The 26,450-nt window shown below is 43.6% G+C and carries 28 protein-coding genes; 11 read left to right on the top strand and 17 right to left on the bottom strand.

Annotated features, from left to right (window positions below; translation table 11 throughout):
• Positions 1 to 167: 167 nt before the first annotated feature.
• On the bottom strand, positions 168 to 1,010 hold the full coding sequence (gene lipL / locus I2483_RS06515; RefSeq protein WP_207174614.1) for an octanoyl-[GcvH]:protein N-octanoyltransferase: 843 nt from the start codon (positions 1,008 to 1,010) through the stop codon (positions 168 to 170).
• Between the two features lie 15 nt (positions 1,011 to 1,025).
• Positions 1,026 to 1,997: a phosphate acetyltransferase gene (pta, locus tag I2483_RS06510; protein ID WP_207174612.1), complete on the bottom strand. Its 972-nt coding sequence runs from the start codon at positions 1,995 to 1,997 to the stop codon at positions 1,026 to 1,028.
• Between the two features lie 176 nt (positions 1,998 to 2,173).
• On the opposite strand from pta, the gene hemQ reads away from it, so the two are divergent.
• From hemQ to I2483_RS06490, 4 genes are all read left to right on the top strand, one after another.
• A complete protein-coding gene (gene hemQ, locus I2483_RS06505; protein WP_207174610.1) occupies positions 2,174 to 2,923 on the top strand; it encodes a hydrogen peroxide-dependent heme synthase in 750 nt (249 codons plus the stop codon).
• Positions 2,924 to 3,005: 82 nt separating this feature from the next.
• A complete protein-coding gene (locus I2483_RS06500; protein WP_218624879.1) occupies positions 3,006 to 3,449 on the top strand; it encodes a cell wall hydrolase in 444 nt (147 codons plus the stop codon).
• 24 nt (positions 3,450 to 3,473) lie between these two features.
• A complete protein-coding gene (gene gerQ, locus I2483_RS06495; protein ID WP_207174607.1) occupies positions 3,474 to 3,824 on the top strand; it encodes a spore coat protein GerQ in 351 nt (116 codons plus the stop codon).
• Positions 3,825 to 3,961: 137 nt separating this feature from the next.
• Entirely contained in the window at positions 3,962 to 4,699 is a 738-nt protein-coding gene (locus I2483_RS06490; protein WP_218624878.1) for a Fic family protein, read from the top strand.
• A 48-nt stretch (positions 4,700 to 4,747) separates the two neighbouring features.
• On the opposite strand, the gene I2483_RS06485 is transcribed toward I2483_RS06490, so the two are convergent.
• The 4 genes from I2483_RS06485 to I2483_RS06470 all read right to left on the bottom strand — a co-directional run bounded on the left by I2483_RS06485 (position 4,748) and on the right by I2483_RS06470 (position 7,144).
• A complete protein-coding gene (locus I2483_RS06485) occupies positions 4,748 to 5,128 on the bottom strand; it encodes a DUF423 domain-containing protein (protein ID WP_207174605.1) in 381 nt (126 codons plus the stop codon).
• 42 nt (positions 5,129 to 5,170) lie between these two features.
• Complete coding sequence (locus I2483_RS06480; RefSeq protein ID WP_207174604.1) at positions 5,171 to 5,434, bottom strand: DUF5327 family protein; 264 nt, start codon at positions 5,432 to 5,434, stop codon at positions 5,171 to 5,173.
• 222 nt (positions 5,435 to 5,656) lie between these two features.
• Entirely contained in the window at positions 5,657 to 6,343 is a 687-nt protein-coding gene (locus tag I2483_RS06475) for a uracil-DNA glycosylase (protein WP_207174602.1), read from the bottom strand.
• A 6-nt stretch (positions 6,344 to 6,349) separates the two neighbouring features.
• Positions 6,350 to 7,144, bottom strand: coding sequence for a DUF4230 domain-containing protein (locus I2483_RS06470; protein ID WP_207174600.1), 795 nt, complete (start codon positions 7,142 to 7,144; stop codon positions 6,350 to 6,352).
• 64 nt (positions 7,145 to 7,208) lie between these two features.
• Between I2483_RS06470 and I2483_RS06465 the strand changes: the two genes are divergently transcribed.
• The 5 genes from I2483_RS06465 (at position 7,209) to I2483_RS06445 (ending at position 11,274) form a co-directional block, all read left to right on the top strand.
• Positions 7,209 to 7,475: a hypothetical protein gene (locus I2483_RS06465; RefSeq protein ID WP_207174598.1), complete on the top strand. Its 267-nt coding sequence runs from the start codon at positions 7,209 to 7,211 to the stop codon at positions 7,473 to 7,475.
• A gap of 59 nt (positions 7,476 to 7,534) precedes the next feature.
• Positions 7,535 to 8,368, top strand: coding sequence for a bifunctional hydroxymethylpyrimidine kinase/phosphomethylpyrimidine kinase (thiD, locus tag I2483_RS06460; RefSeq protein ID WP_207174596.1), 834 nt, complete (start codon positions 7,535 to 7,537; stop codon positions 8,366 to 8,368).
• 241 nt (positions 8,369 to 8,609) lie between these two features.
• Entirely contained in the window at positions 8,610 to 8,960 is a 351-nt protein-coding gene (locus I2483_RS06455) for a YojF family protein (RefSeq protein WP_186668008.1), read from the top strand.
• Between the two features lie 21 nt (positions 8,961 to 8,981).
• Positions 8,982 to 9,662 carry a bacillithiol biosynthesis deacetylase BshB2 gene (bshB2, locus tag I2483_RS06450; RefSeq protein WP_186668346.1) on the top strand — a complete coding sequence of 227 codons (681 nt, stop codon included), beginning with the start codon at positions 8,982 to 8,984 and terminating at the stop codon, positions 9,660 to 9,662.
• A gap of 259 nt (positions 9,663 to 9,921) precedes the next feature.
• Complete coding sequence (locus I2483_RS06445; protein ID WP_207174594.1) at positions 9,922 to 11,274, top strand: YjiH family protein; 1,353 nt, start codon at positions 9,922 to 9,924, stop codon at positions 11,272 to 11,274.
• A 147-nt stretch (positions 11,275 to 11,421) separates the two neighbouring features.
• On the opposite strand, the gene I2483_RS06440 is transcribed toward I2483_RS06445, so the two are convergent.
• The 9 genes from I2483_RS06440 to I2483_RS06405 all read right to left on the bottom strand — a co-directional run bounded on the left by I2483_RS06440 (position 11,422) and on the right by I2483_RS06405 (position 22,014).
• On the bottom strand, positions 11,422 to 12,366 hold the full coding sequence (locus I2483_RS06440) for an L-threonine 3-dehydrogenase (protein ID WP_207174592.1): 945 nt from the start codon (positions 12,364 to 12,366) through the stop codon (positions 11,422 to 11,424).
• Between the two features lie 371 nt (positions 12,367 to 12,737).
• Positions 12,738 to 12,869, bottom strand: a complete 132-nt coding sequence (locus tag I2483_RS19350; protein WP_255550302.1) for a hypothetical protein — start codon at positions 12,867 to 12,869, stop codon at positions 12,738 to 12,740.
• A gap of 269 nt (positions 12,870 to 13,138) precedes the next feature.
• A complete protein-coding gene (locus I2483_RS06435) occupies positions 13,139 to 14,329 on the bottom strand; it encodes a glycine C-acetyltransferase (RefSeq protein WP_207174590.1) in 1,191 nt (396 codons plus the stop codon).
• Between the two features lie 78 nt (positions 14,330 to 14,407).
• Positions 14,408 to 15,475, bottom strand: coding sequence for a hypothetical protein (locus I2483_RS06430; RefSeq protein ID WP_207174587.1), 1,068 nt, complete (start codon positions 15,473 to 15,475; stop codon positions 14,408 to 14,410).
• A 258-nt stretch (positions 15,476 to 15,733) separates the two neighbouring features.
• A complete protein-coding gene (locus I2483_RS06425) occupies positions 15,734 to 16,366 on the bottom strand; it encodes a YczE/YyaS/YitT family protein (protein WP_186668016.1) in 633 nt (210 codons plus the stop codon).
• A 136-nt stretch (positions 16,367 to 16,502) separates the two neighbouring features.
• A complete protein-coding gene (gene ybaK, locus I2483_RS06420) occupies positions 16,503 to 16,994 on the bottom strand; it encodes a Cys-tRNA(Pro) deacylase (RefSeq protein WP_207174585.1) in 492 nt (163 codons plus the stop codon).
• A 63-nt stretch (positions 16,995 to 17,057) separates the two neighbouring features.
• The gene (locus I2483_RS06415) at positions 17,058 to 17,660 is read right to left on the bottom strand and encodes a hypothetical protein (RefSeq protein ID WP_207174583.1); all 603 of its coding nucleotides are present in this window, start codon (positions 17,658 to 17,660) and stop codon (positions 17,058 to 17,060) included.
• A gap of 100 nt (positions 17,661 to 17,760) precedes the next feature.
• Positions 17,761 to 19,935: a DNA topoisomerase III gene (locus tag I2483_RS06410; protein WP_207174580.1), complete on the bottom strand. Its 2,175-nt coding sequence runs from the start codon at positions 19,933 to 19,935 to the stop codon at positions 17,761 to 17,763.
• 153 nt (positions 19,936 to 20,088) lie between these two features.
• Entirely contained in the window at positions 20,089 to 22,014 is a 1,926-nt protein-coding gene (locus I2483_RS06405) for a cation:proton antiporter (protein ID WP_255550301.1), read from the bottom strand.
• 135 nt (positions 22,015 to 22,149) lie between these two features.
• On the opposite strand from I2483_RS06405, the gene I2483_RS06400 reads away from it, so the two are divergent.
• Positions 22,150 to 23,214, top strand: a complete 1,065-nt coding sequence (locus I2483_RS06400) for a PseG/SpsG family protein (RefSeq protein WP_207174578.1) — start codon at positions 22,150 to 22,152, stop codon at positions 23,212 to 23,214.
• Between the two features lie 24 nt (positions 23,215 to 23,238).
• Positions 23,239 to 23,424 (top strand): SE1832 family protein, encoded by a 186-nt coding sequence (locus I2483_RS06395; RefSeq protein ID WP_207174576.1) that lies wholly within the window; start codon positions 23,239 to 23,241, stop codon positions 23,422 to 23,424.
• A gap of 115 nt (positions 23,425 to 23,539) precedes the next feature.
• Here the strand turns inward: I2483_RS06395 and I2483_RS06390 are convergent, their stop codons facing one another.
• Positions 23,540 to 24,997: a phospholipase D family protein gene (locus I2483_RS06390; protein WP_207174574.1), complete on the bottom strand. Its 1,458-nt coding sequence runs from the start codon at positions 24,995 to 24,997 to the stop codon at positions 23,540 to 23,542.
• Between the two features lie 98 nt (positions 24,998 to 25,095).
• Positions 25,096 to 25,641 carry an RNA polymerase sigma factor gene (locus I2483_RS06385; protein WP_186668025.1) on the bottom strand — a complete coding sequence of 182 codons (546 nt, stop codon included), beginning with the start codon at positions 25,639 to 25,641 and terminating at the stop codon, positions 25,096 to 25,098.
• Positions 25,642 to 26,450 lie beyond the last annotated feature (809 nt).

The raw sequence follows: 26,450 nt of genomic DNA, 5'->3' as shown, positions 1-26,450 counted from the left end.
TTCGACGGAGCGTTGTTTAGTTCGGCGTGACGTTGCTTACTTTCGACGGAGCGTTGTTTTGTTTCGGCGGGATGTTGCTTACTTTCAACGGAACGTTGTCTACTCGGCGTGACGTTGCTTTCTTCCAATCAAAAATCGGTTGCCCCCTTCAAAGGACAACCGTTTTTTCATCCGCGTGCCAGCATTTTTTGATTTCGTTCGAAGACGCGATTCAAATAAAAGGAGTACAGTTCCATTTCTTCCGGTTTTAAGCCGCCTATCTCAACATGATCCGCGAGCTCTCGCAACAAAAGTTGGATTCGAATAACGATATCACTCACCGTGAATGGCATGTCAAGCAGTTCGGACAGGGATGCCATGACTTCTGGTTTAATGGTTGGGTAAGTGAACTTCGTCTCTTCCCCTTGCAAGCCAGTTTCGTAAAAATCACGAATCAGCTCAGCACGATCTGCCCCGCTTCCTTCGACGCAAAGATAGACTTGGACGGCGATGCCTTGCCGCAATCTGCGCTGTGAAATGCCGGCGAATTTACGGCCATCAATACTCAAATCATACGAACCTGGACAGTACGACCCCACAATTTCATAGGCTTCAATACGGTCACCTGCTTCCGGAAAAAGCATACGAACGAATGCGAGCATTACTTCATAGCCTGCCGGAATATCGATTGACGAGTCAAGTTCAGATAGAACAATTGAGATGTTTAATACGCCTTCATCAAGCACCACTGCTAGTCCGCCTGAATTGCGAACAATCGCGTTATAACCTGCATTTTCAAGTGTCGAAACTGCTTCTGTGACATGTGGCAGTCGATGATCTTGGATGCCCAGCACGACAGTTTGATTATGCACCCATGTTCGGACTGTTGGCACGCTCAATTGTTGGCCAACAAGATGGCAAAGCGTATCGTCTGCGGCGAATGATTCTAGTGCGGAACGGGTACGTGTTGTCATGGATTCATCCACAAAACGCCATGCAGGAATAGTTAAAAAAGATTCATATGCTATCATTCAAATTTCTCCTGCTCATAGACTTTGCGCCGCGGTTAACAGGGCAAGCTTGTACACATCAGTAGCGGAACAACCGCGTGACAAATCATTTACGGGTGCGTTCAGTCCTTGAAGAATTGGGCCAATTGCTTCGTAGCCGCCAAGACGCTCCGCAATTTTATAACCGATATTGCCGGCTTCAAGTGACGGAAAAACGAAGACGTTGGCATTGCCTTGAATGATTGATTCAGGTGCCTTTTTCGCAGCAATCTCCGGAACATAGGCCGCGTCAAATTGGAATTCACCGTCGAGTAGCAAATCCGGTGCAAGTGATTGAGCGATTTTCACCGCGTTCGCAACTTTTTCTGTTTCTTCCGTTACGGCAGATCCTTTTGTAGAGAAACTTAGCATCGCAACACGTGGATCCACACCGAATGCCCGCGCTGTTTTGGCGCTTTCAATCGCGATTTCGGCCAGTTCTTGCGCTGTTGGTGCAACCGTAATCGCACAGTCCGCAAATACAAGCCGTTCATCGCCTTTCATCATAACAAAAGCCCCGCTCGTCCTTGAAATGCCTGGTTTTGTTTTAATAATTTGAAGCGCCGGTCGTACCGTGTCTGCAGTCGAATGCGCAGCCCCACTTACCAACCCGTCCGCACGCCCTGTATAAACAAGCATTGTTCCGAAATAATTAACGTCCGTCAATTGTTCACGTGCTTGCTCTACCGTTGCTTTGCCACCACGACGTTCCACGAACTTTTCAACTAGTTGTTCAAAATAGGAAACACTCACGGGATCAATGACATCTATTTCCGAAATATCAATTCCTGCTTCAGTTGCAACTTCTTGCACTTCGGTTTCATTACCAAGAAGGACCGGCTTCACAAGCCCTTCTTCTTGAAGGCGTGACGCCGCTTCTAAAACGCGGATATCCGTTCCTTCTGGTAGGATAATCGTCTTTCTTTTACCGCTTAAACTTTCTTTAATTTCACCAAATAAATCAGTCATTAAATATCCACCTTTCCCATACGCTCATGCTCTAAGCATACACCAATAAAGCAGGCGGTAAAAGCGATTTACTTCATGTCAAATTCGTGACAATGGCGCTGGCAAAGGACGTTTTACAGCCTTCTATGCTACACTCATTTAAGAAGGTAATTCATAATGAAGGAGTTTGATTTCATATGATCGAAGCAGCAAAAACACTGGATGGTTGGTATGTTTTACACGATTTACGCTCGATGGACTGGGCATCTTGGAAATTGATTTCAAAAGAAGAACGCCAAGCAGCAGTAGAGGAATTTCTTGTTTACCTTGAAAAACTTCAAAAAACAGATGATGACAAAACGGGAGCGCATGCTTTCTATACAGTAATTGGCCAAAAAGCAGATTTCATGCTTATGACTTTGCGTCCGACAATGGATGAACTGCAGGAGCTTGAAACAGAATTCAATAAACTCGCAATTGCCGATTTCACGATTCCAGCGTATTCATACCTGTCAGTCGTTGAACTATCGAACTACCTTGCAGGAGAATCCACTGACGATCCGTACCAGAACCCATTTGTACGGGGACGTCTGTATCCTGAACTTCAACGTAGCCAATATATCTGCTTCTACCCGATGGACAAGAAGCGCGACGGCGATGTGAACTGGTACATGCTCGATATGGATAAACGCAAAGAATTGATGCGCGCGCACGGTTTGATTGGCCGCAGCTATGCTGGTAAAGTGAAACAAATCATTTCCGGTTCTGTCGGTTTTGACGACTACGAATGGGGCGTTACACTATTCGCAGACGATGTTCTCCAGTTCAAAAAACTGATTTACGAAATGCGTTTTGACGAAGTAAGCGCACGCTACGCTGAATTCGGCTCATTCTTTGTGGGTACGATTTTAGAAGGCGATAAAAAAGCGGCTTTCTTCAACATCTAACTAGTAAGTTATTCCGCCTGACTGTAACTTTGCAGTTAGGCTTTTTTGTTTTTGATGGGTATGTTTCATTCCGACCACGCATATGATTCTCCAAGGAGGTTGGGCCGTGGCAGTGATCAAATACAATGATGCTGAATTGGATCTACTTGCTCGGTTAATGCGCGCTGAAGCAGAAGGTGATGGCCAATTAGGCATGCTTTTAGTAGGTAATGTCGGTGTGAACCGTGTACGTTCGGATTGTCTCGATTTCAATGATATCCGCAGCTTACAGGATATGGTTTATCAAAAACCAGGAGGATTCGAAGCGACAACAAAGAGCTATTTCTATCAAAGGGCTCGTGATATGGATCGAAAACTCGCTAAACGCGTCATCAACGGTGAACGCTTCACTCCAGGCGAACGATCATTATGGTTTTTCATGCCTAGCGGAGAATGCCCTGCTCAGTGGTATAACCAATGGAACACAGGAAGATTCAAATCACATTGTTTCTATTCACCAACGGTTCAAGACTGCCCGAAAGTGTAACTTAAAAGAAGAAAGGATGAAGAAATGGTCCAATACTATTGGAATCCGCCCTATCAGAATCAGCATGTTACACCGCCGCAAGTAACGCTTCCAGCTGGAGGAAGACCACCCGGACCACCCGGAAGAGAACAGTCATACATTGAAAATATATTACGATTGAACAGAGGCGAGCCCGGAACATTCCACTTTTCATTCGAGCACGCCCTAGATTCGGGTAAAAACACGAAAGAGGTACGCGGTACGGTAGAAGCAGCTGGCCGTGATCACGTCATCTTAAGTGATTCGGCAACGGGACATCGTTTTTTATTCCCAATGATTTATTTTGATTATGCCGAATTTGATAATGAAGTGAAGTATTTCCCGCAAACTCCTTGAATTCAAAAAATCTTCCGTCTGCCTTTTAGGGCTGGCGGAAGATTTTTTAGTTTAATAAAACAAGGGGAATTGCATATAAGTACTTGGAGTTGTATGATTTTGAGTAAGAGAACGTAGGAAGACAGGAGGATGACCAGATGCTAATACTAGACGAATTGACACAACTAAAAAATGAACTAGATGATCGTCGTCCTCTGCCTTCCATAACTGTGCAGAAGTTAAAAGAGGACTTTCTCATTCGCAATACGTACCATTCTAATGCAATTGAAGGTAATACGCTTACCATCTATGAAACAAAGGTGATTTTAGAAGACGGCATCACCGTCGGTGGAAAATCAATGCGCGAACTTCTTGAAGCCATCAATCATCGGGATGCCATACTGTTTTTGGAAGAAATCCTTTTGGAACCTTTGACAGAGAGACTGATTAAAGAAATTCATCACCTCGTGTTAAGGGGTATTGATACAAAAAGTGCTGGTGTCTATCGCACTCGGGAAGTAATTATTTCAGGGGCATCCCATGAGGTAACCCCTGTTCACCGCATTCAGGAAGAGATGGAGCAACTTCTTGATTGGTATAAGCATGCCAATGACATACACCCTGTTGAAAAGGCAATGCTAGTACACAGTAAATTCGTTAATATACATCCATTTATTGACGGGAACGGACGGACTTCCAGGCTGCTAATGAATTTGGAACTGATACGTTACGGCTATTTGCCAGTGACCATCCAAATCGAAGAACGGCTGGCTTATTACGAAGCACTTGATATTGTTGCCCTGAAAAAAGATTACTCGCTTTTCATAAAGCTTGTGGCCGCTCGCGAAAAAGAGACTTTACTCCGTTATTTATCTTTGATGCCCAATCGGGAATAATAATTCAAAAAATCTTCCGTCTGCCTTGTAGGGCTGGCGGAAGATTTTTTAGTTTGAAAATTTAATAGCCGCAATAATCAACATGATCCACCCTGCGATGAATGCAACTCCACCGATTGGTGTGATAGCGCCGAGTATACCGATTCCCGAGAGGCTCAGTACATACAGGCTACCAGAGAAGATGATGATACCCGCGAGGATCAAATAACCCGCCCAGCTTAATTGCGTGACTGACCCAAAGAGCGTTGGACTCATAAGGATACCAACAGCAATCAACGCGAGCGCATGGAACATTTGATACTGTACAGCGGTTTCCCAAATTGCTAGATAGTGTTCGGATAGTTTCTCTTTTAAAGCATGTGCGCCGAATGCACCAAATGCGACGGCGATTGCTGCGTTAACAGCCCCCGCAATAATGAAAAATGGCATATAGTTTCCTACTTTCTTTTGGTGAGTACCTGGCACCCTGATTTAAAAATCAAATAGCGAGCCGCCGTTTGCATCCTCTTCTTTAAGCAATGTACCTTCTAATGAAGTGATTGACTGTACAGCGCTAGCAGTTGTAAGCATTTTTGGGACGATTTTCTCTTGACGCTTACTTTCCCCGCCAAGCGCAACTTCACAAAGTGATCTGACAGCAGCAAACGCTTCCCGCATCGTGCTGTCCTCATTGGTACGCCTCGCAACACTTAGTTGCCGCTCCATTTCTGAGATAATCCGGTCGTATGGTATCACTGTTTAATGTCCCCTTTCTTCTGCTCAAATTGCAAACAGTCCATGCCGGACGATCTCTTAACGACGTTCGACGGCAGTTCCCGCGTTTTAAATCCATATGCTTTGCAGCCACGCGGATTCCGCTGATCCCATGTTACGAAGAAATGTCGGCATTGAAAACATTTTACTGCCACTTGCGATCAACCTCTTTTCAAGTTAACTTTAGCACCGCGGTAGCGAAATTTAAAGCACGCCGCCTGTCTGGCACCAGTCAATCTGTGTTTCATCCCACGATTCGAGAATCTGATTGGTCTTCGAATACGGACGGCTGCCAACGAAACCCCGACTTGCGCTTAACGGGCTCGGATGAACCGATTCAATAATTGCATGACGCGATACATCGATGAGTTTCTTTTTTTCTTGTGCAGGACGGCCCCATAAAACGAAGACAATTGGTTTTTCTCGCTCCGACAAACGCCGGATTACTTCATCCGTAAACGTTTCCCAGCCTTGTTTACGATGTGAATGCGCCTGTCCATCCCTTACTGTTAGCACCGTATTCAACATGAGCACGCCTTGTTGCGCCCACCCCGTCAGTGTGCCGCCCTCCGGCAGCGGACAATCGATATCAGACACAAGTTCCTTGAACATATTGCGTAGACTAGGTGGTATCTTGACGCCGGGCTTCACGGAAAAGCTTAATCCATGCGCTTGTCCAGGACCATGATACGGATCCTGTCCCAATATGACGACCTGTACCTTATTGAAAGGCGTCAATTTAAATGCAGTCCACAAATCATCCAGCTGCGGATAAATTGTCTCTTCCTCATATTCCCTCTTCAGAAATTCACGTAGCTTACTATAGTAAGGTTTCTCAAATTCATCATTCAAGACCTCATCCCAATCATTACCGAAAAGCTCTTTATTCACAATCCATCACTGCTCCTTGAATTCAATCGTAACGTCATATCCAGCGAATGAAAACATTTCTTTCAGTGTCTTCTCGGCATTCTGTTGCGCTGTTATCAAGACACCCTGTCCTACAGTTTCTTCCAATATAAGCTCTTTCGCTTCAGCGGCAAGTTCGTAGGCCTCTTCAATATTCGCTTTTTCCCGAAAGACCCCTTCATAGGAATACACTTCGACTTTATCGAAATAAATTTCCGCGCCTCCTAAAAAAGTAGCGGGCGGCAAAGTTAGTTTCACTGTTTTCTTCTTGTCATCGACAACGACATCTTTTTCCGTAAGGCTAGACATGTCGACGCCAGCTTTCACTGATCCCGGAATAACAACCAATAACTGCCGTTTCGTTCCCGGCAAATTGAGTCCAATGCTCTGTCCAAACAATGTATTATCTTGTCGTTCAATGATAACTTTTGTATAAGCTTCGGCAGTTGCGAGTTCGTTCAAATCCTTAATCTGTTCAAGGTATGCACCCTTCTGCTCCGTAAACGTGCTCCCTTGTTTCAATATGAAGAACGTCACAAACGGCAAAGCAACAATCAACAGTAAAATGAGAAGCGCAATTGCGATGGACGACTTTCTCCATACTGAAAAAACCACTTTCCCAACGCGCCAAAATCCACGCGGGCGGTCTTCTACTTCTTCCATCGTCACTGCAGTTTGTTCTTTAGAAGTTTTCAATTCTTTCAACAACCGTTCGATTTCCTTGTTATCCGACACTTCATCCCTCTTTCCCTCTTTTTCCGACACTAGCTTATACGTTAACATTATAGGAAAGTTCCCTTTCAAACAACTAGAAAGACATGGTACGATTGCATGGGGGGAATGCGCCATGGCTGATATGCAATTGCGTGACAAAATGAAGAAAATTTCTGAAGCGGCGAAACACGGTGACCGTGTTCCGGAACGTTCTAAAAACGCTGGACTTGTCGTTTTCCTTATCTTAATCGGGTGTGGAATTATCGTCATGTTAGCTCTTGCAATCGGGCTTATGATAAGCAAACACTTTCTCGGTGCTGCTGTGATTTGTAGTATTGCAGCACTGCTCACATACTCCATATATAAATTGATGAAAGCTGATGACATCGAACAATTGTAATTTCCGATTCTTTTGATAAGATTAAGGTAGAATTTATTCAAAAAGGAGATAGACCAATTATGACGCTTAAAAAGACTTTAACAATCGCAGGATCCGATACATCAGGCGGCGCAGGGATTGCGGCGGACTTAAAAACATTCCAAGAGCACGGTACATACGGGATGACGGCAATTACAGTTATCGTGACAATGGATCCGGATAATAATTGGTCACATGGCGTTTACTCATTACCCGTTGACGTTTTAAAAGCGCAAATCAAGACTGCACTTTCAACAGGTATCGATGCGATTAAAACAGGCATGCTTAGCACAGAAGAAATTATCAAAATCGCTGGTAATGCGATTTCAGAATCCGGCCTATCTCACGTAGTCATCGATCCTGTTATGGTTTGTAAAGGTGAAGATGAAGTGTTGAACCCAGGAAACGTAGATGCGATGATCGAATTCCTTCTTCCAAAAGCAGAAATTGTAACACCTAACTTGTTTGAAGCTGGACAACTTGCTGGCACAAAAACACCGAAGACCATTGAAGACATGAAAGCAGTTGCGGAAAAAATCCATTCACTTGGCGCTCGTAATGTCGTCATCAAAGGCGGCAAACAGCTTAAACATGATAAAGCGGTGGATCTATTCTATGATGGTAAAACGTTCACTCTTCTTGAAACAGAAAAAACAGATACAACTTACAATCACGGCGCAGGCTGTACGTTTGCTGCAGCAATTACAGCGAACCTTGCAAATGGCCTAGGTGTTAAAGAATCTGTCTTTGAAGCAAAAAAATTCGTCTCAGCTGCAATTGCAAACGGCTGGAAACTGAATGAATACGTTGGACCTGTTATGCACGGAGCGAAAAACCGTTTCGGTGCACCTGAAATTACGGCAACTGAAATTTAATATAGTTATTTCAATAAAAACGCCAAGAGACGCTGTCTCTTGGCGTTTATTTTGTTCTGTTAATCGAAAACTCTACGGTTCGTTGGACGCTACTACAAGTTGGTTGGACACTTCACGAATTTCATTTAAAACTCCCACTGTTCGTTAAACACTTTCCACGTCAAGGCCCATGAATCGCATTCAACTACCCTTTTCTATATACTATAAAGAAGCAAGGTTACAGTTTTAAGGAGGGCTATTCATGGAATTAGTAAAACCAGATCATTTACAGGAACTCATAACTTCTTTCGCCAATAAAGATGTGTACATCCATCTCGAAACAACGAACGGCTCATATGCAGCTCATTTCAATGAAAGTGTTTTCAACGCTGGAGCATTCATCCGCAATATCGTTATCAAATTCGAACTCGGTAAAGTGGCTGGCGATTCACCTCACCGCATCGGATTGAAACTGCCATCGGGATGGATTTATGCGCAAGGCATCACTCATTACAAACTCGACGAACACGGGCGTTTGCTTATGGCAGGACTCGATGCAGAGGGTAAACTTGCAGTCGCGCTTGAAATCAGCGAAACACCGTTCACATATTAATTAAGGAGGCCATTTTTTATGATTAAAAAAGAACGTCATGTACTTGTCGTATTCCCCCACCCAGATGACGAAGCATTCGGCGTATCCGGCACCATTTCGTCTTACAGAGATATGGGTGTACCTGTTACGTACGCTTGCTTAACTTTAGGTGAAATGGGACGTAACCTTGGCAATCCACCATTTGCAAATCGCGAAACATTGCCTCAAATCCGAAAAGAAGAACTGAAAAAAGCGTGTGAGGCAATGGGACTCGACGATTTACGAATGATGGGATTCCGTGATAAAACAGTTGAATTTGAAGATGATGAAAAAATGGTTAAACTAATCGAAGATTTAATCGAAGAAACGAATCCTTCACTCGTCATCACATTCTATCCTGGACTTGCTGTCCATCCCGATCACGACGCTACTGCGCGTGCAGTTGTACGTGCGGTCCGAAGAATGCCAGAAACAGAACGTCCTACACTTTATACACTCGCCTTTGCGAATAATACCGTTGAAGTCCTTGGAAAACCCGACGTCGTTCACGATATCTCAGCGAATGCAGATAAAAAAATTGCAACGCTAAAAGCTCATGCATCCCAGACCGTTTGGATGATGAAAGAAATGGAGATAAAATTAGCAGCTCAGGATCCAGATGCACTTAAATGGCTGAATTTCGAGCACTTTTATACGTACCAATGGGATAAAGACTTCGAATAAGAGGAATATATATATAGAAAGAGGCTACAAAATCACCTTTGATTTTGCAGTCTCTTTTTTATGTATTTTTATTAACTAATCAAACTATTTATACTCTAGAGTAATATCCATACTAATATGATAGCTACAAGGTTTTTCGAAAGTAATAGACTGAAAAGTTTTAATAGTATATACTTTATTCATTAAGATATAAAACAATATTATATGTATAATTATTCACCATATACATGTTATACTGTTACAAAAAGGGGAATATAAAATGAAAAAATTTGCTTTATCAACATGGTTCTACTTTCTAGTTCCATCGATTCTTGGCATACTTTTGTTTATGGTACCGATGAAGTATAACGGGGATTGGAAAATACCAATTGCCATATTTGCGGATCTATTGTCAGGAGCGGTTGCTTCGGTTATGCCATGGGTCGCTACAATTACGCTAATTATCGCAGCACTTGGTTCGATTGCATTTTTGGCTATTCGAGGAGACAAAGTCAAGCCATCCTTTCTAACAAATTTATTCAAAGTCTCTCTCTTTTGGACAATCGTCCGTATTATAGGGGCTACTTTAGCTATACTTACCTTGCTTCAAGTGGGTCCGGAAGCTATTTGGGGTGAAAATACGGGTGGACTACTCCTAAGTGAAACAGGCCTCGTTACATTCCTGTTTACGATCTTTTTATTCGCAGGGATTCTCTTGCCACTTCTTCTAAATTTCGGTTTACTTGAATTTTTTGGAACAATGATGGTTAAAGTAATGCGCCCTCTATTTAAAATACCAGGTCGTTCTTCCATTGATGCACTGACATCATGGATTGGGGATGGAACAATTGGTGTTTTGCTAACAAGTAAGCAGTATGAAGAAGGTTTTTACACGAAGAAAGAAGCTGCCATTATTGGAACGACTTTTTCCGTTGTGTCGATTACCTTTTCTATCGTCATTATTGAAGAGGTTGGACTCGGTGCTTACTTCTTACCATTTTACGGTACAGTCGTTTTAACTGGTCTGATCCTTGCATTTATTATGCCGCGGATTTATCCTCTTTCAAAAAAGAAAGATGAGTACATTGACGGTAGACCGTTTACAGGCGATGAAGAAAAATTACCAAAGGGATACAGTTCTTTTTCACACGGACTTGAAAATGCTTTAACAAAAGCGAATAACAGTCGTTCACTAGTTAAAACTTTTTCAGAGGGCCTAAAAAATGTTCTTGATATGTGGATTGGTGTTATCCCAGTCGTTATGGCTTTCGGAACGATTGCATTGATTCTCGCAGAGTATACAAGTGTCTTCACAATTTTAGGGAAACCATTCGAACCAATTCTGTCCATTCTAGGTATCCCGGAGGCGGCAGATGCGGCGCAACTTATGGTCGTTGGATTCACGGACATGTTCCTACCTGTAATCCTTGCGAATGGCCTGATTACATCCGAGTTGACATTGTTCGTTGTTGCCACTGTTTCAGTGACACAACTTATTTTCATGGCCGAAGTCGGTGGACTCCTTCTAGGCTCAAAAATCCCTGTAAACTTTTTTGAACTTGTTGTCATCTTCCTTTTACGCACACTCATTTCACTGCCAATTATCGCAGGAGTAGCACATCTTTTATTTTAATGAAACGGGAAGACCTTGCAGATTAGTGCAAGGTCTTTTTTGGTGGGTGGTTATGATGGGTTGGCGTAAATTATGATTGCTTCGAGAAGGAAGTACCCCCTTTCATTCCAAAATAAAAACCGCGGAAACTTTTCCGCGGCAGTTATCTTAAACATTCAATTTAGTTTTTAGTTTTGCCAGCATGTCCACTGTCATTTTATCCAAATCATAATTCGCTTTGAAGCCCCATTCATTTACAGCAGCTGTTGCATCAATCGAATCTGGCCAGCTGTCAGCAATCGCCTGGCGAACTGGATCTACGTCGTATGCCATTTCAAAAGTAGGAATCTGTTTTTTTATAGAAGCTGCGATTTCAGACGGTTCAAAACTCATCGCCGTTACATTAAATGCATTGCGGTGAATCAATTTCGTCGGATTTGCTTCCATTAAATCGACAATCGCCTGTAACGCATCAGGCATATACATCATATCCATGCGCGTTCCCTCTGCAATGTAAGAAGTGTATTTCCCTTCTTCAAGTGCTTTATAGTAAATATCGACCGCGTAATCTGTAGTTCCGCCGCCAGGTTTCGATACATATGAGATAAGACCAGGGAAACGAACGCCGCGCGTATCCATTCCGAATTTGTGGAAATAGTAATCGCATAGTAATTCACCAGCGACTTTATTGACGCCATACATTGTCGTTGGTCTTTGTAATGTGTCTTGTGGTGTATCTTTTTTCGGTGTTGAAGGACCGAATGCCCCGATTGAACTTGGTGTGAAAAACTGCATGTCCAGTTCACGTGATACTTCAAGTGCGTTCATAAGGCCACCCATATTGAGATTCCATGCAAATAATGGCTCATCTTCCGCTTTAGCAGATAATAATGCAGCCATATGCATCATCGTGTCTGCACCGAAGTCCTTTGCAAGCGCATGCATGTTATTCGCATCTGTCACGTCAAGTAATTCAAAAGGACCCTCTGTTGCAACATCCGTGCGACGTATATCTGTCGCCAAGACATTCTCTGTGCCATATTCTGAACGTAACTTTGTAATTAATTCTGAACCGATTTGGCCTAAAGCGCCTGTCACCATGATTTTTTTCATTATTACTAATTCCCCGCTTTCAAACGTTTGTATTTATGGAGAGTACACGTATATTTTATTTTTATAATTTCATTGATTCTATCACTTTAATTCATTATAAAACGTTCTCCTAGAAAAGACAACCTTGTTTTTGTCTCAGTGGATTACTACCAAACTTCTCCAATGCAATTAACAAAAAACGTCAGATGCACAGTGGTGAGTTATATAAATTCAGCATGCAACGATATGTGGCATTTCATATAATGAGGTGAAATTTAAATTTACCGAATGAAAAAAGCCCTAGTAGGGCTTTTTTTTGTTTGTATAAGTATGTGCTTGTTCGTTGATATTACTCTCTTCATTAACAATGAACCGTTTTCAGTTGCTTCGGTTCACGGCGTGCGAGTCCTTTCTTGACTGTTATCCCCATTTTCCTGACTTCGCGGACGAGCCATGAACTCACCCGCCGGCTCCATGAAGTCAACGACATTTGCCATGACTTCGCGGACGAGCCATGAACTCACACACCGTCTCCATGAATCCAACGACATTTGCCATGACTTCGCGACTGAGCCATGAACTCACACACTAGCTCCATGAATCCAACGACATTTGCCATGAATTCGCGACAGACCCATGAACTCACACAACAGCTCCATGAATTCAACGCTGTTTGCCATGACTTCGCGGACGAGCCATGAACTCACCCAACGGCTCCATGACTTCGCGACAATCCCTCACAGTCCAAAAAAAATCCCGGACAGCATCTAAGCCATCCGGGATTCCTAGTTTATTATGAAATTACGTTAAGTTCTTTTCCAACTTTTTCGTAAATGACGAGTGCATCGTCAATCATTTCTTTGGTATGCGCTGCAGTTGGCATGTTGCGGACGCGGCCTTTTCCTTTAGCGACTGTCGGGAAGACGATTGATTTAGCGTAGACGCCTTCTTCTGCAAGACGTTTTGAAAATTGTTGTGTCAGCTTCTCTTCACCGATGATGCATGGTGTAATTGGCGTTTCAGAAGCACCAATATTGAAGCCTAATTTCTTAAGCCCAGCTTTTAAGTAGTTACCGTTTTCCCACAGTTTATCATGCAGCTCTGTAGATTCCGATATCTTGTCCAATGCGCCCATAATCGCAGCAACATCCCCTGCCGGAAGTGCCGTGGAGAATAGGAATGGACGTGAACGAACTTTCAGCCAGTCAATCAATTCCTGTGTTCCTGCAACATATCCGCCGACAACACCGATTGCTTTCGATAGCGTACCCATTTGAAGGTCAATCTCTTTTTCAAGACCGAAATGTTTGACGGTCCCTTTTCCTTTACCAGTAACGCCTGAACCATGCGCGTCATCGACATAAGTGATCAAGTCGAATTCCTTCGCAATTTTCACAACTTCAGGAAGGTTAGCGATATTGCCGTCCATTGAGAACACGCCGTCCGTAATATACATTACTTTTTCATACAGGCCGGATTCAGTTGCTTCTTTCGCTTTTGCACGAAGGTCATCCATGTCCTGATGATTGACGCGAATTACTTTCGCACCAGAAAGGCGACAGCCGTCGATGATAGAAGCGTGATTTAATTCATCCGAAAGAATCGCGTCTTTTTTAGTCATGACAGCGGAAATTGCCGCCATATTACAGTTGAATCCTGATTGATAAGAAATTGCCGCTTCCGTTCCTTTGAACTCAGCGAGCTTCTTTTCCAACTGAACGTGGATATCGAGCGTACCATTGATTGTGCGGACTGCACCTGCACCGACGCCGTATTTTTCAGTTGCGGCAATCGCCAGCTTTTTCAAATCTGCGTCTGTTGCAAGTCCTAGATAGTTATTTGAAGACAAGTTTATAAGGTCTTTACCTTTAATTTTAATGATTGGGCCGTTTGGTCCTTCAATAGGGTCAATTTCATTGTATAGTCCTTGATCACGGAGTTCTTTTAGGTTCTCCTGTAAAAATGCATTTAGTTTTTTTGACAATGTAATCTTCCTTTCAAACAAATGATACCCTCATTTTAGCATACGACCGGCCCAATCGTAGAATAAAGCGCATACTTTTTAAATCAAATTCAAAAGCGAACCCGTTTTCTTCTCAAATACAGATCGAATAATAGCTGAATCCATCATGACTTTCATACTGTTTTCAGCTTGTGCATAAGACTGCATATAACCAGTGGCATCGAGCATTTTCTCTGCATAAGCTTCACGGATTACGGAAATTTCCTCTTCAGCGCCCGTATCTTCCTCACATAAGTTCATGAGGTCCAGCAATTCATCCCCCTTGCGTTCCACATCGTAAACATGCGGTTCTGTTGCATCAAGGATACACACAGATAGTTCAGGGAAAAGAACGAGATCTACCCCTGAAGGATCCAGTCCGCACCAACCGTACTGAACGTCAAATCCACGCTTTTCTGCTTCCGCTCCAAGCGTTTTCATAAGTGTCGATTTTCCCGTTCCCGGAAAAGCTTTTATCAGCATTCGTCGATCTATTCGCTTTGTAATAGAGGACATGAAATCTTGTGCCCCTCCAGATGTCAATGAACCGATAAGTCTGTGCGAAACAACCGATCCTTTATTCAGCTGGATTGTACCAAATAGTTCTTCTTTCAGTGAATTTATTTTATCCACATGAACATCCCACATCATTCGTCTGATGTTCACTTTTTCCCAATCATCATGAATGCCTTTTGCATCTTCGAGTGATTGTAACGCCTTTTTTAACGCAACGCTCGATTCTGTCAACATTTTCACAATCGAACCATTCTGTTCACGCAACTTCGCTTCATCATAGACATCGTAAAAACTGATAACCTTATGTTTTCCACCTATATCTGTTGGTTCAAGTGCAACTGGATGGGACGCTTGAAGGATCAGTACGTTTGGTCCTTTAATATAGATTGCGTCCGTTTTGTCAGGCTGTATGGGATCCATAAACCGATCTATGTCATAGCCCTGTTTGACGTAATGTGCGGCAGCTTCATTCAACACGCTTGAAATTGCATTTGTAGGAGGACATTTCAGAAATAAAGTTTGTGAAGCCAAAGCAATCAGTTTGTCATATTTGTGGGAAATCCCTGCACCTGTATAGGCTGTCCCCATGTATTGGGTGATTGTTCCATTCATTCTGATCATCCTTTCTTCTCATACGATTAACGTATGCCCGGACAATAAAAAAAAGCACGGCTTGGAAGCACATGCTTGGAAAATAATAAAAGCGCAAGCGCCTTGGTAGACCCGACAAGCGCTGGAGGGCCTTAAGATAAAGGCGCTTTTTGCCTTTAACTTAAGGACTGAAGCGACTCGAGGGGCTAGGCGCCGGAGTCTAGATACTGCTCCAGGTAAAAAAATTATAACTTCTTATACTTTCAAAATATTTCCGATTTAGAATAAAGCCTCTTCTTCTTCTTTACCAATAACTTTCAACAAGAATTTGCGGCATTGTGGCAATGTATAATGGGCAATTTGCCCCAAGAATAAAGCAATTAACACTGTCCCAATTCCAATTGGACCGCCGAATAACCAGCCTACAATTGCAACAATGACTTCGAGTGTAGTCCGAACCTTTTTCACGCTAGCTCCCGTTTTTTTAACAAGGACAAGCATAAGACTATCCCGTGGACCCGCACCGATATTAGGTGAAATATAAATCCCGACGCCATATCCCATAACAATTACACCTGCCGAGAACATAAGTATTTGCGCGCCCATCGTAGTGATATCTGGTAGCAGCCAATTGAATAAGTCAATAAAAAGTCCAATTAGAATCATATTCAACCACGTTCCAATCTGCGGCCATTCTTTCAAAACTGCAGCAGTTGAAATGACAATAATGAATCCTGTAATAATCCCCCATGTACCAATCGTCAAGCCAAAGTTTTTATACAACCCGACATGCAATACATCCCATGGGCCGATTCCGAGTCCTTGACCTTTAATCGTCATTGAAATACCTAGCGATAAAATCATCATTCCTACCAAAAAAAATGTCCATCTCCATATTACTATCTTTCCCATACAAGTCCTTCTTCCTAATGAATGTGTAAGTAGTTAGTAGCAACGAACAACAATAAAAGACACTCACGCAACACGCGCGAATGCCTTACTTGCAATCTATTCATTGTAACATGTCCTCTGTCCTTGATACAGACTATCAACTTTTCACAATATCGATAAAAAGCGCTTCAGTCACCCTAGCTAACTCACCCGGAACTAGTTTCATCTGTAATCCCGGCTTTCCCGCACTAACAATCATCAATTTAAGACCTTCTGCTGATTTATCAATGAATGTTGGGTATTTCTTTTTCATCCCGACAACTGAACATCCTCCGCGCACATAGCCCGTTTCTTTCGTCAACTCTTTCAACGGTAGCATATCGAGCTTTTTCACTTTGGCAGCTCTTGCCGCTTTTTTCAAATCAAGTTCGGCAGCTACTGGTACTAAAAAGATGAAAAGTTCGCGCGGCCCTGCAATCGTGACGAGCGTCTTATAAACTGTTTCTACTGCTTGCCCAGTTTTTTCCGCGACAGAAACTCCATCCAACAGACCGTCGGCTACATCGTATTCCATTAGTTCATAGGATACATTTTCCCCATCCAAAATCCGCACTGCATTCGTTTTTACTTGCTTATTTTGCTTTGCCATTCATTCATCTCACCTTTCCAAAAACAAAAGGCCGCCATTTACTAGGCGACCTTTTGTATCCATTCATGCAATTTTATAAAAGCTCGGCCGATCGATTTCGAATCCTTTCTGTTTCATTAAGACTTGGAAAGAGTAAGTCGAAATCGCCTTTTCGTACCGTCTTTGCATGATGAGTATTTCGCGTTCGACAACGGAGGGAAGTTCTTTGGATGCCATTTTTGAAGTATCGGCTTCTTCACATGCTGAGGCAATGTCGATTTCGGATTGAGCCCTGTTGTGCAATATGATCTGCGCTTCTGTCCGCATGATTTTTGCTGATGCAGTAGCTGCAAGATTATAATCCGCCGTTGTCGGTTCCGGTTCTGAAATTGCTTCAGCCCGCACATCTCTCCAACTAGCAATCGTCTCTTCAAGCGTTGTTCCAATCGGCAGCACAATCTGCTTCATCTGTCCTGTGCCCAGCTGCGGGGATGCATGTCGCTTTGATTGAACAAATTCAGGTTCTTTTTCCCCTATCAATAAAGCCTCTAGATCTTCAACCGTTTTTTGGTTCTGCCCATTGTATTGTACATTGCGATTATAAGCACTTTCAGCATTCCTGCGCCTGCTTGCATCAAATCGTTGAATAGGGTCGCTTGCTACAGCCTGAGTCATAACCGCATTCATCTTACTTCACCTCCGCATAAACGAATTTGCATAAATCTATTAATTCGAGTATACCCAATTCATTTGGAAGAATAAACCCTACGAAAGCGCTATAAAGGAATCACTTATCGAATAGTTTCTTTAGCGCATCCGCCATTGCGGTATTCTCCAATTCTTCCGGTGCTCCCTGTTTCTTCATATACTTCTGAACATCACGTTTATCCGCTTTTTTACCTCCCGAGTTCTCTCTACGTTTCTCAAATGCCGATAACTTCTCACGGTGACCACATTTACAAACGAAAATCCGTCCGTCGCCTTCACCGCGCATCTCCAATTTCTTTTTACAAACTGGACATCTGGCATTCGTCAGCATGGAGACGTTTTTGCGGTGGCCACATTCACGGTCCTGACAAACCAGCATCTTGCCGCGCTTGCCGTTCACTTCTAACAGCAGCTTACCGCAATCTGGGCACGCTTTCCCTGTGACATTATCATGTTTATATTTTTTATCATCTGTTTTAATTTCAGTAACGGTTTGCTTCGAAAAGCCAATCATATCTTTCATAAACTCTTCTTTTTTCATCTGGCCATTCGCGATTTTTGTCAGCCCTTGTTCCCATTCAGCTGTTAGTGCCGGTGATTTCAAATCTTCCGGAACGAGGTCAAGCAGTTGGCGTCCTTTAGACGTCGTGTAAATGTCATTTCCCTTTTTCTCCATAACGAATGAGTTGAATAAGCGTTCAATGACATCAGCACGTGTTGCAACCGTTCCGAGTCCGCCTGTTTCACCAATTGTTTTAATTAGTTCTTTTGATTCGCCTTGCATGAACTGCGAGGGATTTTCCATCGCCGCAAGCAATGTTCCTTCATTGAAACGGGCAGGTGGTTTCGTTTGACCATTCGTCATAACGATAGCCTGAATAGCAACATCTTCACCTTTTGTAAATGGTGGAAGTGTATCTGTGTCTAGTTCTTCTTCCTCTGTCGAATAAACTTTTTTCCAACCTTCATCCGTAACAGTACGGCCTTTTGCTTTGAATATTTCTCCACCAACTGCGAGTTCAGCGGTTACTTGGTCATAACGGAACGGCCCGAAGAAGACAGCTAAGAAACGTTTAACGATTAAATCATATAAACGTTGTTCCTTATCAGACAACTTCTGAAGAATCGGTGTTTCCTCAGTAGGTATGATAGCATGGTGATCCGAAACACGCTTATCATCAATGACACCTTTCTGCGGCTTTATGGTACCAGCACGCAGAAGCATATTTGTCGCTTTACGATATGGACCTATATCGACGGCTTTAATGCGCTCTTTCAGCGTACTTTCCATGTCAGATGTCAAATGCTTCGAATCTGTACGCGGGTACGTCACTGCTTTATGGTGCTCATACAAATTTTGAAGCGTTGATAGTGTTTCTTTTGCTGACCACGACCAGCGGCGATGCGCTTCTTTTTGGAGCTCTGTTAAATCAAATAAATGCGGTGCTGGCTGTGACTTCGGTGTCGTTTTAACTTCTAACACTTTTCCAGCATGAACCCCGTCAATTTTCCCAAGGAGCTTCTCTACTGTTTCTTTATCGAAGGACTGCGTTTGACCTGCCTTATCACACCATGTAAACTTCGCTGTTTCCGTCAATGCTTGCATGCCGTAGAACGATTTGGGTTTAAAATCCCGAATCTGATTCTCGCGTTCCGCAATCATCGCCAGTGTCGGTGTCTGAACGCGCCCTGTTGAAAGTTGAGCATTGTGTTTGACCGTCAACGCACGCGTCGCGTTAATGCCAACGACCCAGTCCGCTTCCGCACGGGCTACTGCCGCCTGATATAAGTTTTCATAGGCACGACCGTCTTTCAAGTTGTTGAATCCGTCTTTGATCGCTTTATCGGTGACCGATGAAATCCACAACCGTTTGACAGGCTTGCGAACCTTGGCTTGCTCCAAAATCCATCGTGCAACAAGTTCCCCCTCACGCCCCGCATCCGTCGCGATGATGATATCTTTCACATCATTACGTAGGAGTTGCGCTTTAACCGCATTGAACTGTTTCATCGTCTGGCGAATTGGCACCAATTTAAACGGCGCAGGGATAATTGGCAAATGCTCAAGTTTCCACTCCTTGAATTCATTGCCATAGCCTTCAGGATCTGCGTGTGTTACAAGATGGCCAAGCGCCCACGTAACAATATAATTTGTTCCTTCAAGAAATCCATTTCCTTTTTTATTGCAGCCGAGCACCCGCGCGATATCGCGAGCCACGGACGGCTTTTCAGCCAGTACAAGTGATTTAGACATAGGTAGATCCCCTTCCTTCATACATCGATTATACGGGAGAACGTGATTGGATGCATGTTGGGCGAATGAAACGAAACCATAAATCATGGTTCATCGCAACAAAAAAGTGGCAGCCAAACCCTTGCGAGCCCAGCCTACCACTTATAACAACATTCATTTCGCAGAAAGTGGTGCATCTCCTGGAATAACCGGCTTTTCTAGCTTTTCATTCCTTATAAATAAGTCTTCTACTTTTTCATAGGATATAGCCGTTTCACTGTTCTCTTCATCCAAACGCTCTTTCACCCGTTCTATTATTTTCTCAGGTGATGTAAGCGCGATAATTGCATCACCTGCCGCGGCCTGTGGTTCAGTTTTCGGTGTGAAAAATTCAATTGCACCGTCCGCGCGTAAAATGTATAGCAAAATCGATTTGTCATCCCGCTCGCGTAAATACTGTGTGTAACTATATTGTTTTGTAATTAATGTTTTACGGATGCCATGCCCTACATTCATCCGCTCTTCCAAATCATAGATTGAAATGGCAGGTGAGAACAACGACTGTCCTCCAGTTATCGAGAATCCATTGTCTTCGTTTCCGACGTGGAATGCCGTCTGATACAAGTTTTTACTGCCAAGATCAGGTGCAAAGTCTGAGCAAATATGTGCATTGTACGTATCGGTCTTCGTCATTGCAAGGATATACCGATACGGCGCCAAGTCGAAATGATAGTCAATTTGCTCCGAAAGGATATCTCCAACGTAACTATTGAGTCCAAGCTTTCGGGCATGTGATAGTTCTGCCCATGACTGATCGATGAGTAGCACATCATTCCCAGTTTCCTTCACTGATTTGGCAAACTCCGCTGCAAATCGCGAGCTCCCAACGAGCAATACGCCTGATTCATCCGTCGTTGTGAGATTCATTTTCTTAGCCAAGAAGCCAATTGAAAACCCGTGTAGGACCACTGTTGAGAAAACCAGTGCGAATGTCAGCGCGGTCAATAGTTCTGCATCCTTGTAGCCATTGTCGAGTAGAATCGTCGCAAAATAACCTGAAACAGTGAGGGCCACAATTCCCCTGGGTGCAATCCATCCGATTAGAATCTTTTCTCGGATGTTTAACTCCGTATTGATTGTTGCAAGCCCAATTGATAATGGTCTAACAATAAACAACATCGCCAATACATACACGATAATACGCGGATTAAAAATTTCGATAAGGATATGCGGATCAAGTGACGCCGTCAACATGACAAATATACCCGAAATTAGAAGTACGGATATATTCTCTTTGAATTGCCGAATATCATGCATAGACTTCAAGCGCATATTTGCCATCGTCATTCCCATCGCCGTTACCGCAAGCAGTCCAGTCTCATGCATGATTTCATCCGCGAAAACGAACGTGAATAGGACAACCGCAAAGAGTACCGGCGCTTTCAGAAACTCCGGAATACCGCCGCGCTCGAATGCACCGCCAATTATACGGGCAGCCCCCCATCCAAGGAGTACCGCAAATATAGATGCCGCGAAGAACAACAGCAACGCATTCAATGTCACTTGGCTATTTAAAAATTTGATAAACTCAAAAGCGAATACCGCCAGCAATGCTCCAAACGGATCAACAACAATCGATTCCCATTTCAAAATTGCTGCTGGACGCGGTTTCAGCTTCGCCTGCCTCAAGAGCGGCAAAATAACAGTGGGTCCCGTAACAATGAACAGGCCACCAATCACAAAGGCAACCGCCCAGGAAAGTCCTGCCAAATAGTGTGCCGCTAGCGCTCCGGCAATCCACGCTATGAATGCACCAATGGTCACAATTCGGGCTATCGGCTTACTAAAGCCCTTAATTTCTTTAAAATCTAGATTCAAACTACCCTCAAACAAAATAATTGCCACGGCAAACGTAATAATTGGACCAAATAGATCTCCCATACTATCCTTTGGGTTAATTAGACCGAAAATGGGTCCGACTAGAAGTCCCGCAACTGACATGACGACAATTGCCGGCATTCGAAATTTCCAGGCCGTCCATTGTGATAAAATACCAATTAAAATAACGAGCATCAAATCGAATAATAGTGAATCAAACAATGGAATCTCTCCGTTCCTAATTGGAAATAATGTTAGTTTACCATACTAGCAGTTTCAGTCCACAAAAAGTAGACATATCCTAATCGTTCAACACATAAGGTTATAGGGATGAATTTATCAAGCTAGCATGAAAGGGTGATTCCAATAGACGGACAACAAAAGAAAACAGTCGCCATCCATATTTCCAGGTCGGACGGAAAAGGGACATACCCCGCGCGTAGAGCAGCCATGATTGCCAATACCTTAGGTGAAGAAATAGATATCGTGTACTTATGCGGGGTAGATTCCCCTCCAGCACCCGAGGGATTTAAAACAGTGCAAACCGAAAACAATTCGCAGTTTTTAAAGGCACTTGCGTCAATCAAACCCGACCTCCTCCTCCGCGACAGCGGCTCTACTATTCACGAGGAAGTTGAGAAGGTAACTGAACTCGTTCCCTCCATCATCCATTTTGATGATTTCGGCGACGGCGGTAAATGTGCTGACCTCGTATTTCAGACATTGTATGTCGAATCGAATGACAGTGTACCAGATCATTACGTACTTGGGCGCGAGAGTTTCATTGCCGACGAACAAATGGACTCATTTAAACACATCGGACTTCGTAAAACGCAGCTAGGACCTCTTCCCCATTTGGTGATTTCATTCGGCGAAGAGGATGAAGGAAACTTGACGTACCGGGCCTTACGTCATATCATGCAACTTCAGATCCCACTCAAAGTGACCGTTCTTATCGGTGAAGAGTATACCCATGATACGAGCACGATACGCATGATGGCACTCGAAAGACGGAATACAACCGTATTGGTGCCTCCATACAACTACGCCGAAATCTACGCAGCGGCAGATATCATACTATGCGCTTCTGGTTATATGCCCTATGAAGTCGCAGTAATGGGTATCCCATGCGTCGTACTCGCACAGAATGATTTCGAAGTAGGACTTTCTTTTCCCAAAGAACAGCATGGTTTCATCCATCTTGGCCTGGGCCGAAAAGTGAAACAATCGAGTTTGTTAAACGCCATCATGGAACCCCTCTTGCACGAACCGCTGCGTAAAAAATCAATCGCACGACAAACCGCACTCGGGCTTGGAGATGGAAAAGAAGCTGTATGCGAAGCGATACGCTATTACCTCGAGTATCCGAAGCGTAACACTAGCGGCGGCGCAGGAAAAAAAACGTCCAATATGCTACACTGAGGTAAAAGCTGAGGTGTTTTTTGGATGAACAAACGTCAAGTTGAAACAGCAATCATGGAACTCAAAATGGACTATATCAGTTTGCAAGGCGATATCGAGAAGCTCGAATCGACCGGTAATGACAGTTTCGTCAAGAAAGCGGAACTGCGTCTAGCAAAGTTGGAAGGCGATCTAGCAGAACTAAATAAGCTACTTGCAGAATTTGAGTGAACAAAAAGGCTATCCAGGACAAAGGATAGCCTTTTTTATATTCATTTTTTTATTCGACTTCAACTGTTGGCGGACTATATCAACTCAAAAACCAGCCATAATAGTAATCTCCACCTCAATAAGTTGTCATTTTCAACAGTTTCTGCAAACCATAGATACCTCGTTGGAAGAAAGTGAAACGATCTTGAAACTCTTCCACGTCAAGTGTGTACAGCGCGTCCTCATTGTTCCATAGTCTGCCAAAGTAAGTGTCTATCTCTTTAGTTAATTCACTGTCATTCGGTGCAATGACCCGCAGATTGGCTTCCAGATTATAATTATCGAGCGTTCGTTCAGTCAAATTGGCAGAGCCATTTGCAATGTACGTTTCCTCAGCTGTCTGAACAACCACGAGTTTTGTATGGTATTGACCAATAACCGTATTGTACCAACGGACGCCAATTTTCCCATCCGTTTCTTCTAGCATCTCCTGTACGACCGGCCTGTTCGGCAATCCCGACTTTTCTTTACCAAAAGCGTTTTCATTAGGGTCCAAAATCATTTTCACATCCACACCGCGGTTCGCAGCATCGATAAGTGCATTGACAAGATCACGTTTCGCAATGAAGAACATCCCAATTCGAATGGTATCCCCTTCTTGCGCTTTCGCAATATCGCCAAGAAGTCCATCCAGGATTTTCTTCTCCGTCAAATATTGGACGGCATAGTTCCCCCCGTTCTGTTCCGGCACTTCTACGCGTGGCAATTTACCGCCATTCGTATAGTTGACGACCGCTTCTTCCGCCTCTAAAATATCATTCAGCACACTGCCTTTCACCTTCAATGCCACATTACCGTGAAAACCGCTTGCATTATGCGGATTTCCTGATGATACCAGTGCTTCTTTATCCGTTACAACGGTCTTGCGGTGGTTCGCCTTGACATTCAGTAACGTAATGTAAGAAGCCAATGTCATTTTAGGGGCCTTGCTTGACATTGCGTTTGCAATCCAGCCTGTCTTCTCAAAATCCATCCATCGGAAAATAGACCTGTACAATCCGGAATAAATTGGGATTGAATCACGGAGCGGTTCCAAGTCAGTATAGATGACTTCGATTCCGGCATCTTCCATCTTTGTGAACCATTCTGTTTCGTAAGAACCGTATCCCGTATTCAGCGGATCTGTAATAAAAATAATTGGCATATCAGGATATTGCTGTTTTTTCTTCACTAGTTTCTTTGTCATTGTTTGCACGATTTTAGGGAATTCTATGTCTTCATCGTAATAATGATCAAACAGGAAATAATCGAGCACGATAAATTGCTCGGCACGTTCGATCATCGCGTAGACTTCATCAAAAATCGTCAACTCATGCTCCATGCTGTCCCCGACTTTGTTTTGTGAATAGGTCAAGTCCGTGAACATGTCCACATCGTTCGTCCAGTGCAAATCACCTTCGTATGAAACACCTTCGGGAAGTTTTTTATATGTGTTTAATAAAATAAGGCCTATATAAAAAAGAGCATATACTGACAGCACTATCACAATAATTCGCTTGCGCTTGCTCCAGCCTTTCTTTTTGTTCTTTTTCAACACACAACCATCCCCATTCAAAAGTATCTATCTAGTTGTCTAGGTTCCCTATATTACTTTTTTGCAAACAAAAAGCACAGCCTCAGTTGGCTGCGCCCTTATGCAGTGACGTATTCGTGCACTGCTGTATCTGCAATCATCAGTTCTTTCAAATACTTTTTCGCACGGAACAGCCTTGATTTTACCGTACCAATTGACACCTTCATCACTTCCGCAATCTCAATCAACGAAAATTGGTGGACATAGAAATACTCAATTGTTCGTCTGTAAATAACATCAAGTTCGCCAATTTTTTGTTGGACGATTGATTGAATATCATTTTGCTCTAACAATTCCGCCGGTGTCAAACTATCACTCGGAACAAGATCAAGAATCGGCACATCGAGCGTTTCCGGTTGGTTCATAACATGCTTGCTTCTTCTGACATCTTTGCGGTATCGATCCCGGAATGTGTTCATACAGATCGTTGTAAGCCACGCTTTCATATGGTCAACGCTATCCATCCGATCGTTGTAGCGGACAACTTTCACCCATACGTCTTGCATAAGATCTTCTGCTTCTTCTTTATTACGTGTTAATTTAAGACATAAATGATATATGTATCGGCCGTATTCTTCGTACAACCCATTTAGATTTGCATTCATAAAATAACGCCCCCGTCTTCTACCTGTTGTTCTTATTATCGGCAATTGGGACCTTTCAAACCATCGTATTCTCTTTCAGTATACTTACAAACGTGTAAGGAGGGAAAGCGAAGGGCGCCGTTTAGCTCCGACAGGCATAAGACGGGCTGGCTAAGCGGCGCTCTTTGCCGAATAGCTAGCCCGTCTTATGGCCCGAGGAGTTGGCGCCTGGAGCTAGACATGAGGGAAAGCGAAGGGCGCCGTTTAGACGCGACAGGCATAAGTCGATCCAGCGAAGTGGCGCTCTTTGCCACATAGCTGGATTGCTTATGACCCGAGCGGCTGGCGCCAGGAGCTAGACAATAGGAAAAGCGGAGGGCGCCGCCTGAAGGAACGCAGCCTAAGTGCACCACTTCCTGTGGTAATGGCTGCATGACCTACATCCTGTAGGCCCCCGACAGGCATAAGTTAAAGGAAGGCAGTCTAAGATCGCGACGTCCTGTCGCAACGACCGCATACCTGCATCCTTGCAGGCACGAAGCGGCGCTCTTTGCCGAATAACCTGACTGACTTTCAAGGTTCGCAATCTAAGATCGCCGCGTCCTGCGGCAACGATTGCGTGACCCACATCCTGTGTACCTCCGAGGAGTTGGCGCCTGGAGCTAGACATGAGGAAAAGCGCAAGGCGCCGTTTGAAGGAACGCAGCCTAAGTGCACCACTTCCTGTGGTAATGGCTGCATGACCTACATCCTGTAGGCCCGCGACAGGCATAAGTCGATCCAAGGGAAGGCAGTCTAAGATCGCGACTTCCTGTCGCAACGACTGCATA

This window comes from Sporosarcina sp. E16_3, from assembly GCF_017347125.1.
In the GTDB taxonomy this organism is placed as follows: Bacteria; Bacillota; Bacilli; order Bacillales_A; family Planococcaceae; genus Sporosarcina.
Note: the sequence above shows the minus strand (reverse complement) of the source record. Positions and strands in the feature narration are given on the sequence as shown.

What these genes read in the sequence shown, in the direction of transcription:
- I2483_RS06500 (WP_218624879.1), top strand. Translation starts at nt 3,006, where the DNA reads ATGATTCTCCAAGGAGGTTGGGCCGTGGCAGTGATCAAATACAATGAT.
- gerQ (WP_207174607.1), top strand. Translation starts at nt 3,474, where the DNA reads ATGGTCCAATACTATTGGAATCCGCCCTATCAGAATCAGCATGTTACA.
- hemQ (WP_207174610.1), top strand. Translation starts at nt 2,174, where the DNA reads ATGATCGAAGCAGCAAAAACACTGGATGGTTGGTATGTTTTACACGAT.
- I2483_RS06410 (WP_207174580.1), bottom strand. Translation starts at nt 19,935, where the DNA reads ATGTCTAAATCACTTGTACTGGCTGAAAAGCCGTCCGTGGCTCGCGAT.
- ybaK (WP_207174585.1), bottom strand. Translation starts at nt 16,994, where the DNA reads ATGGCAAAGCAAAATAAGCAAGTAAAAACGAATGCAGTGCGGATTTTG.
- I2483_RS06395 (WP_207174576.1), top strand. Translation starts at nt 23,239, where the DNA reads ATGAACAAACGTCAAGTTGAAACAGCAATCATGGAACTCAAAATGGAC.
- I2483_RS06470 (WP_207174600.1), bottom strand. Translation starts at nt 7,144, where the DNA reads ATGTTAACGTATAAGCTAGTGTCGGAAAAAGAGGGAAAGAGGGATGAA.
- pta (WP_207174612.1), bottom strand. Translation starts at nt 1,997, where the DNA reads ATGACTGATTTATTTGGTGAAATTAAAGAAAGTTTAAGCGGTAAAAGA.
- I2483_RS06430 (WP_207174587.1), bottom strand. Translation starts at nt 15,475, where the DNA reads ATGAATGGAACAATCACCCAATACATGGGGACAGCCTATACAGGTGCA.
- I2483_RS06415 (WP_207174583.1), bottom strand. Translation starts at nt 17,660, where the DNA reads ATGAATGCGGTTATGACTCAGGCTGTAGCAAGCGACCCTATTCAACGA.
- I2483_RS06490 (WP_218624878.1), top strand. Translation starts at nt 3,962, where the DNA reads ATGCTAATACTAGACGAATTGACACAACTAAAAAATGAACTAGATGAT.
- I2483_RS06445 (WP_207174594.1), top strand. Translation starts at nt 9,922, where the DNA reads ATGAAAAAATTTGCTTTATCAACATGGTTCTACTTTCTAGTTCCATCG.
- lipL (WP_207174614.1), bottom strand. Translation starts at nt 1,010, where the DNA reads ATGATAGCATATGAATCTTTTTTAACTATTCCTGCATGGCGTTTTGTG.
- I2483_RS06465 (WP_207174598.1), top strand. Translation starts at nt 7,209, where the DNA reads ATGGCTGATATGCAATTGCGTGACAAAATGAAGAAAATTTCTGAAGCG.
- I2483_RS06485 (WP_207174605.1), bottom strand. Translation starts at nt 5,128, where the DNA reads ATGCCATTTTTCATTATTGCGGGGGCTGTTAACGCAGCAATCGCCGTC.
- I2483_RS06455 (WP_186668008.1), top strand. Translation starts at nt 8,610, where the DNA reads ATGGAATTAGTAAAACCAGATCATTTACAGGAACTCATAACTTCTTTC.
- I2483_RS06440 (WP_207174592.1), bottom strand. Translation starts at nt 12,366, where the DNA reads ATGAAAAAAATCATGGTGACAGGCGCTTTAGGCCAAATCGGTTCAGAA.
- I2483_RS06425 (WP_186668016.1), bottom strand. Translation starts at nt 16,366, where the DNA reads ATGGGAAAGATAGTAATATGGAGATGGACATTTTTTTTGGTAGGAATG.
- thiD (WP_207174596.1), top strand. Translation starts at nt 7,535, where the DNA reads ATGACGCTTAAAAAGACTTTAACAATCGCAGGATCCGATACATCAGGC.
- I2483_RS06385 (WP_186668025.1), bottom strand. Translation starts at nt 25,641, where the DNA reads ATGAATGCAAATCTAAATGGGTTGTACGAAGAATACGGCCGATACATA.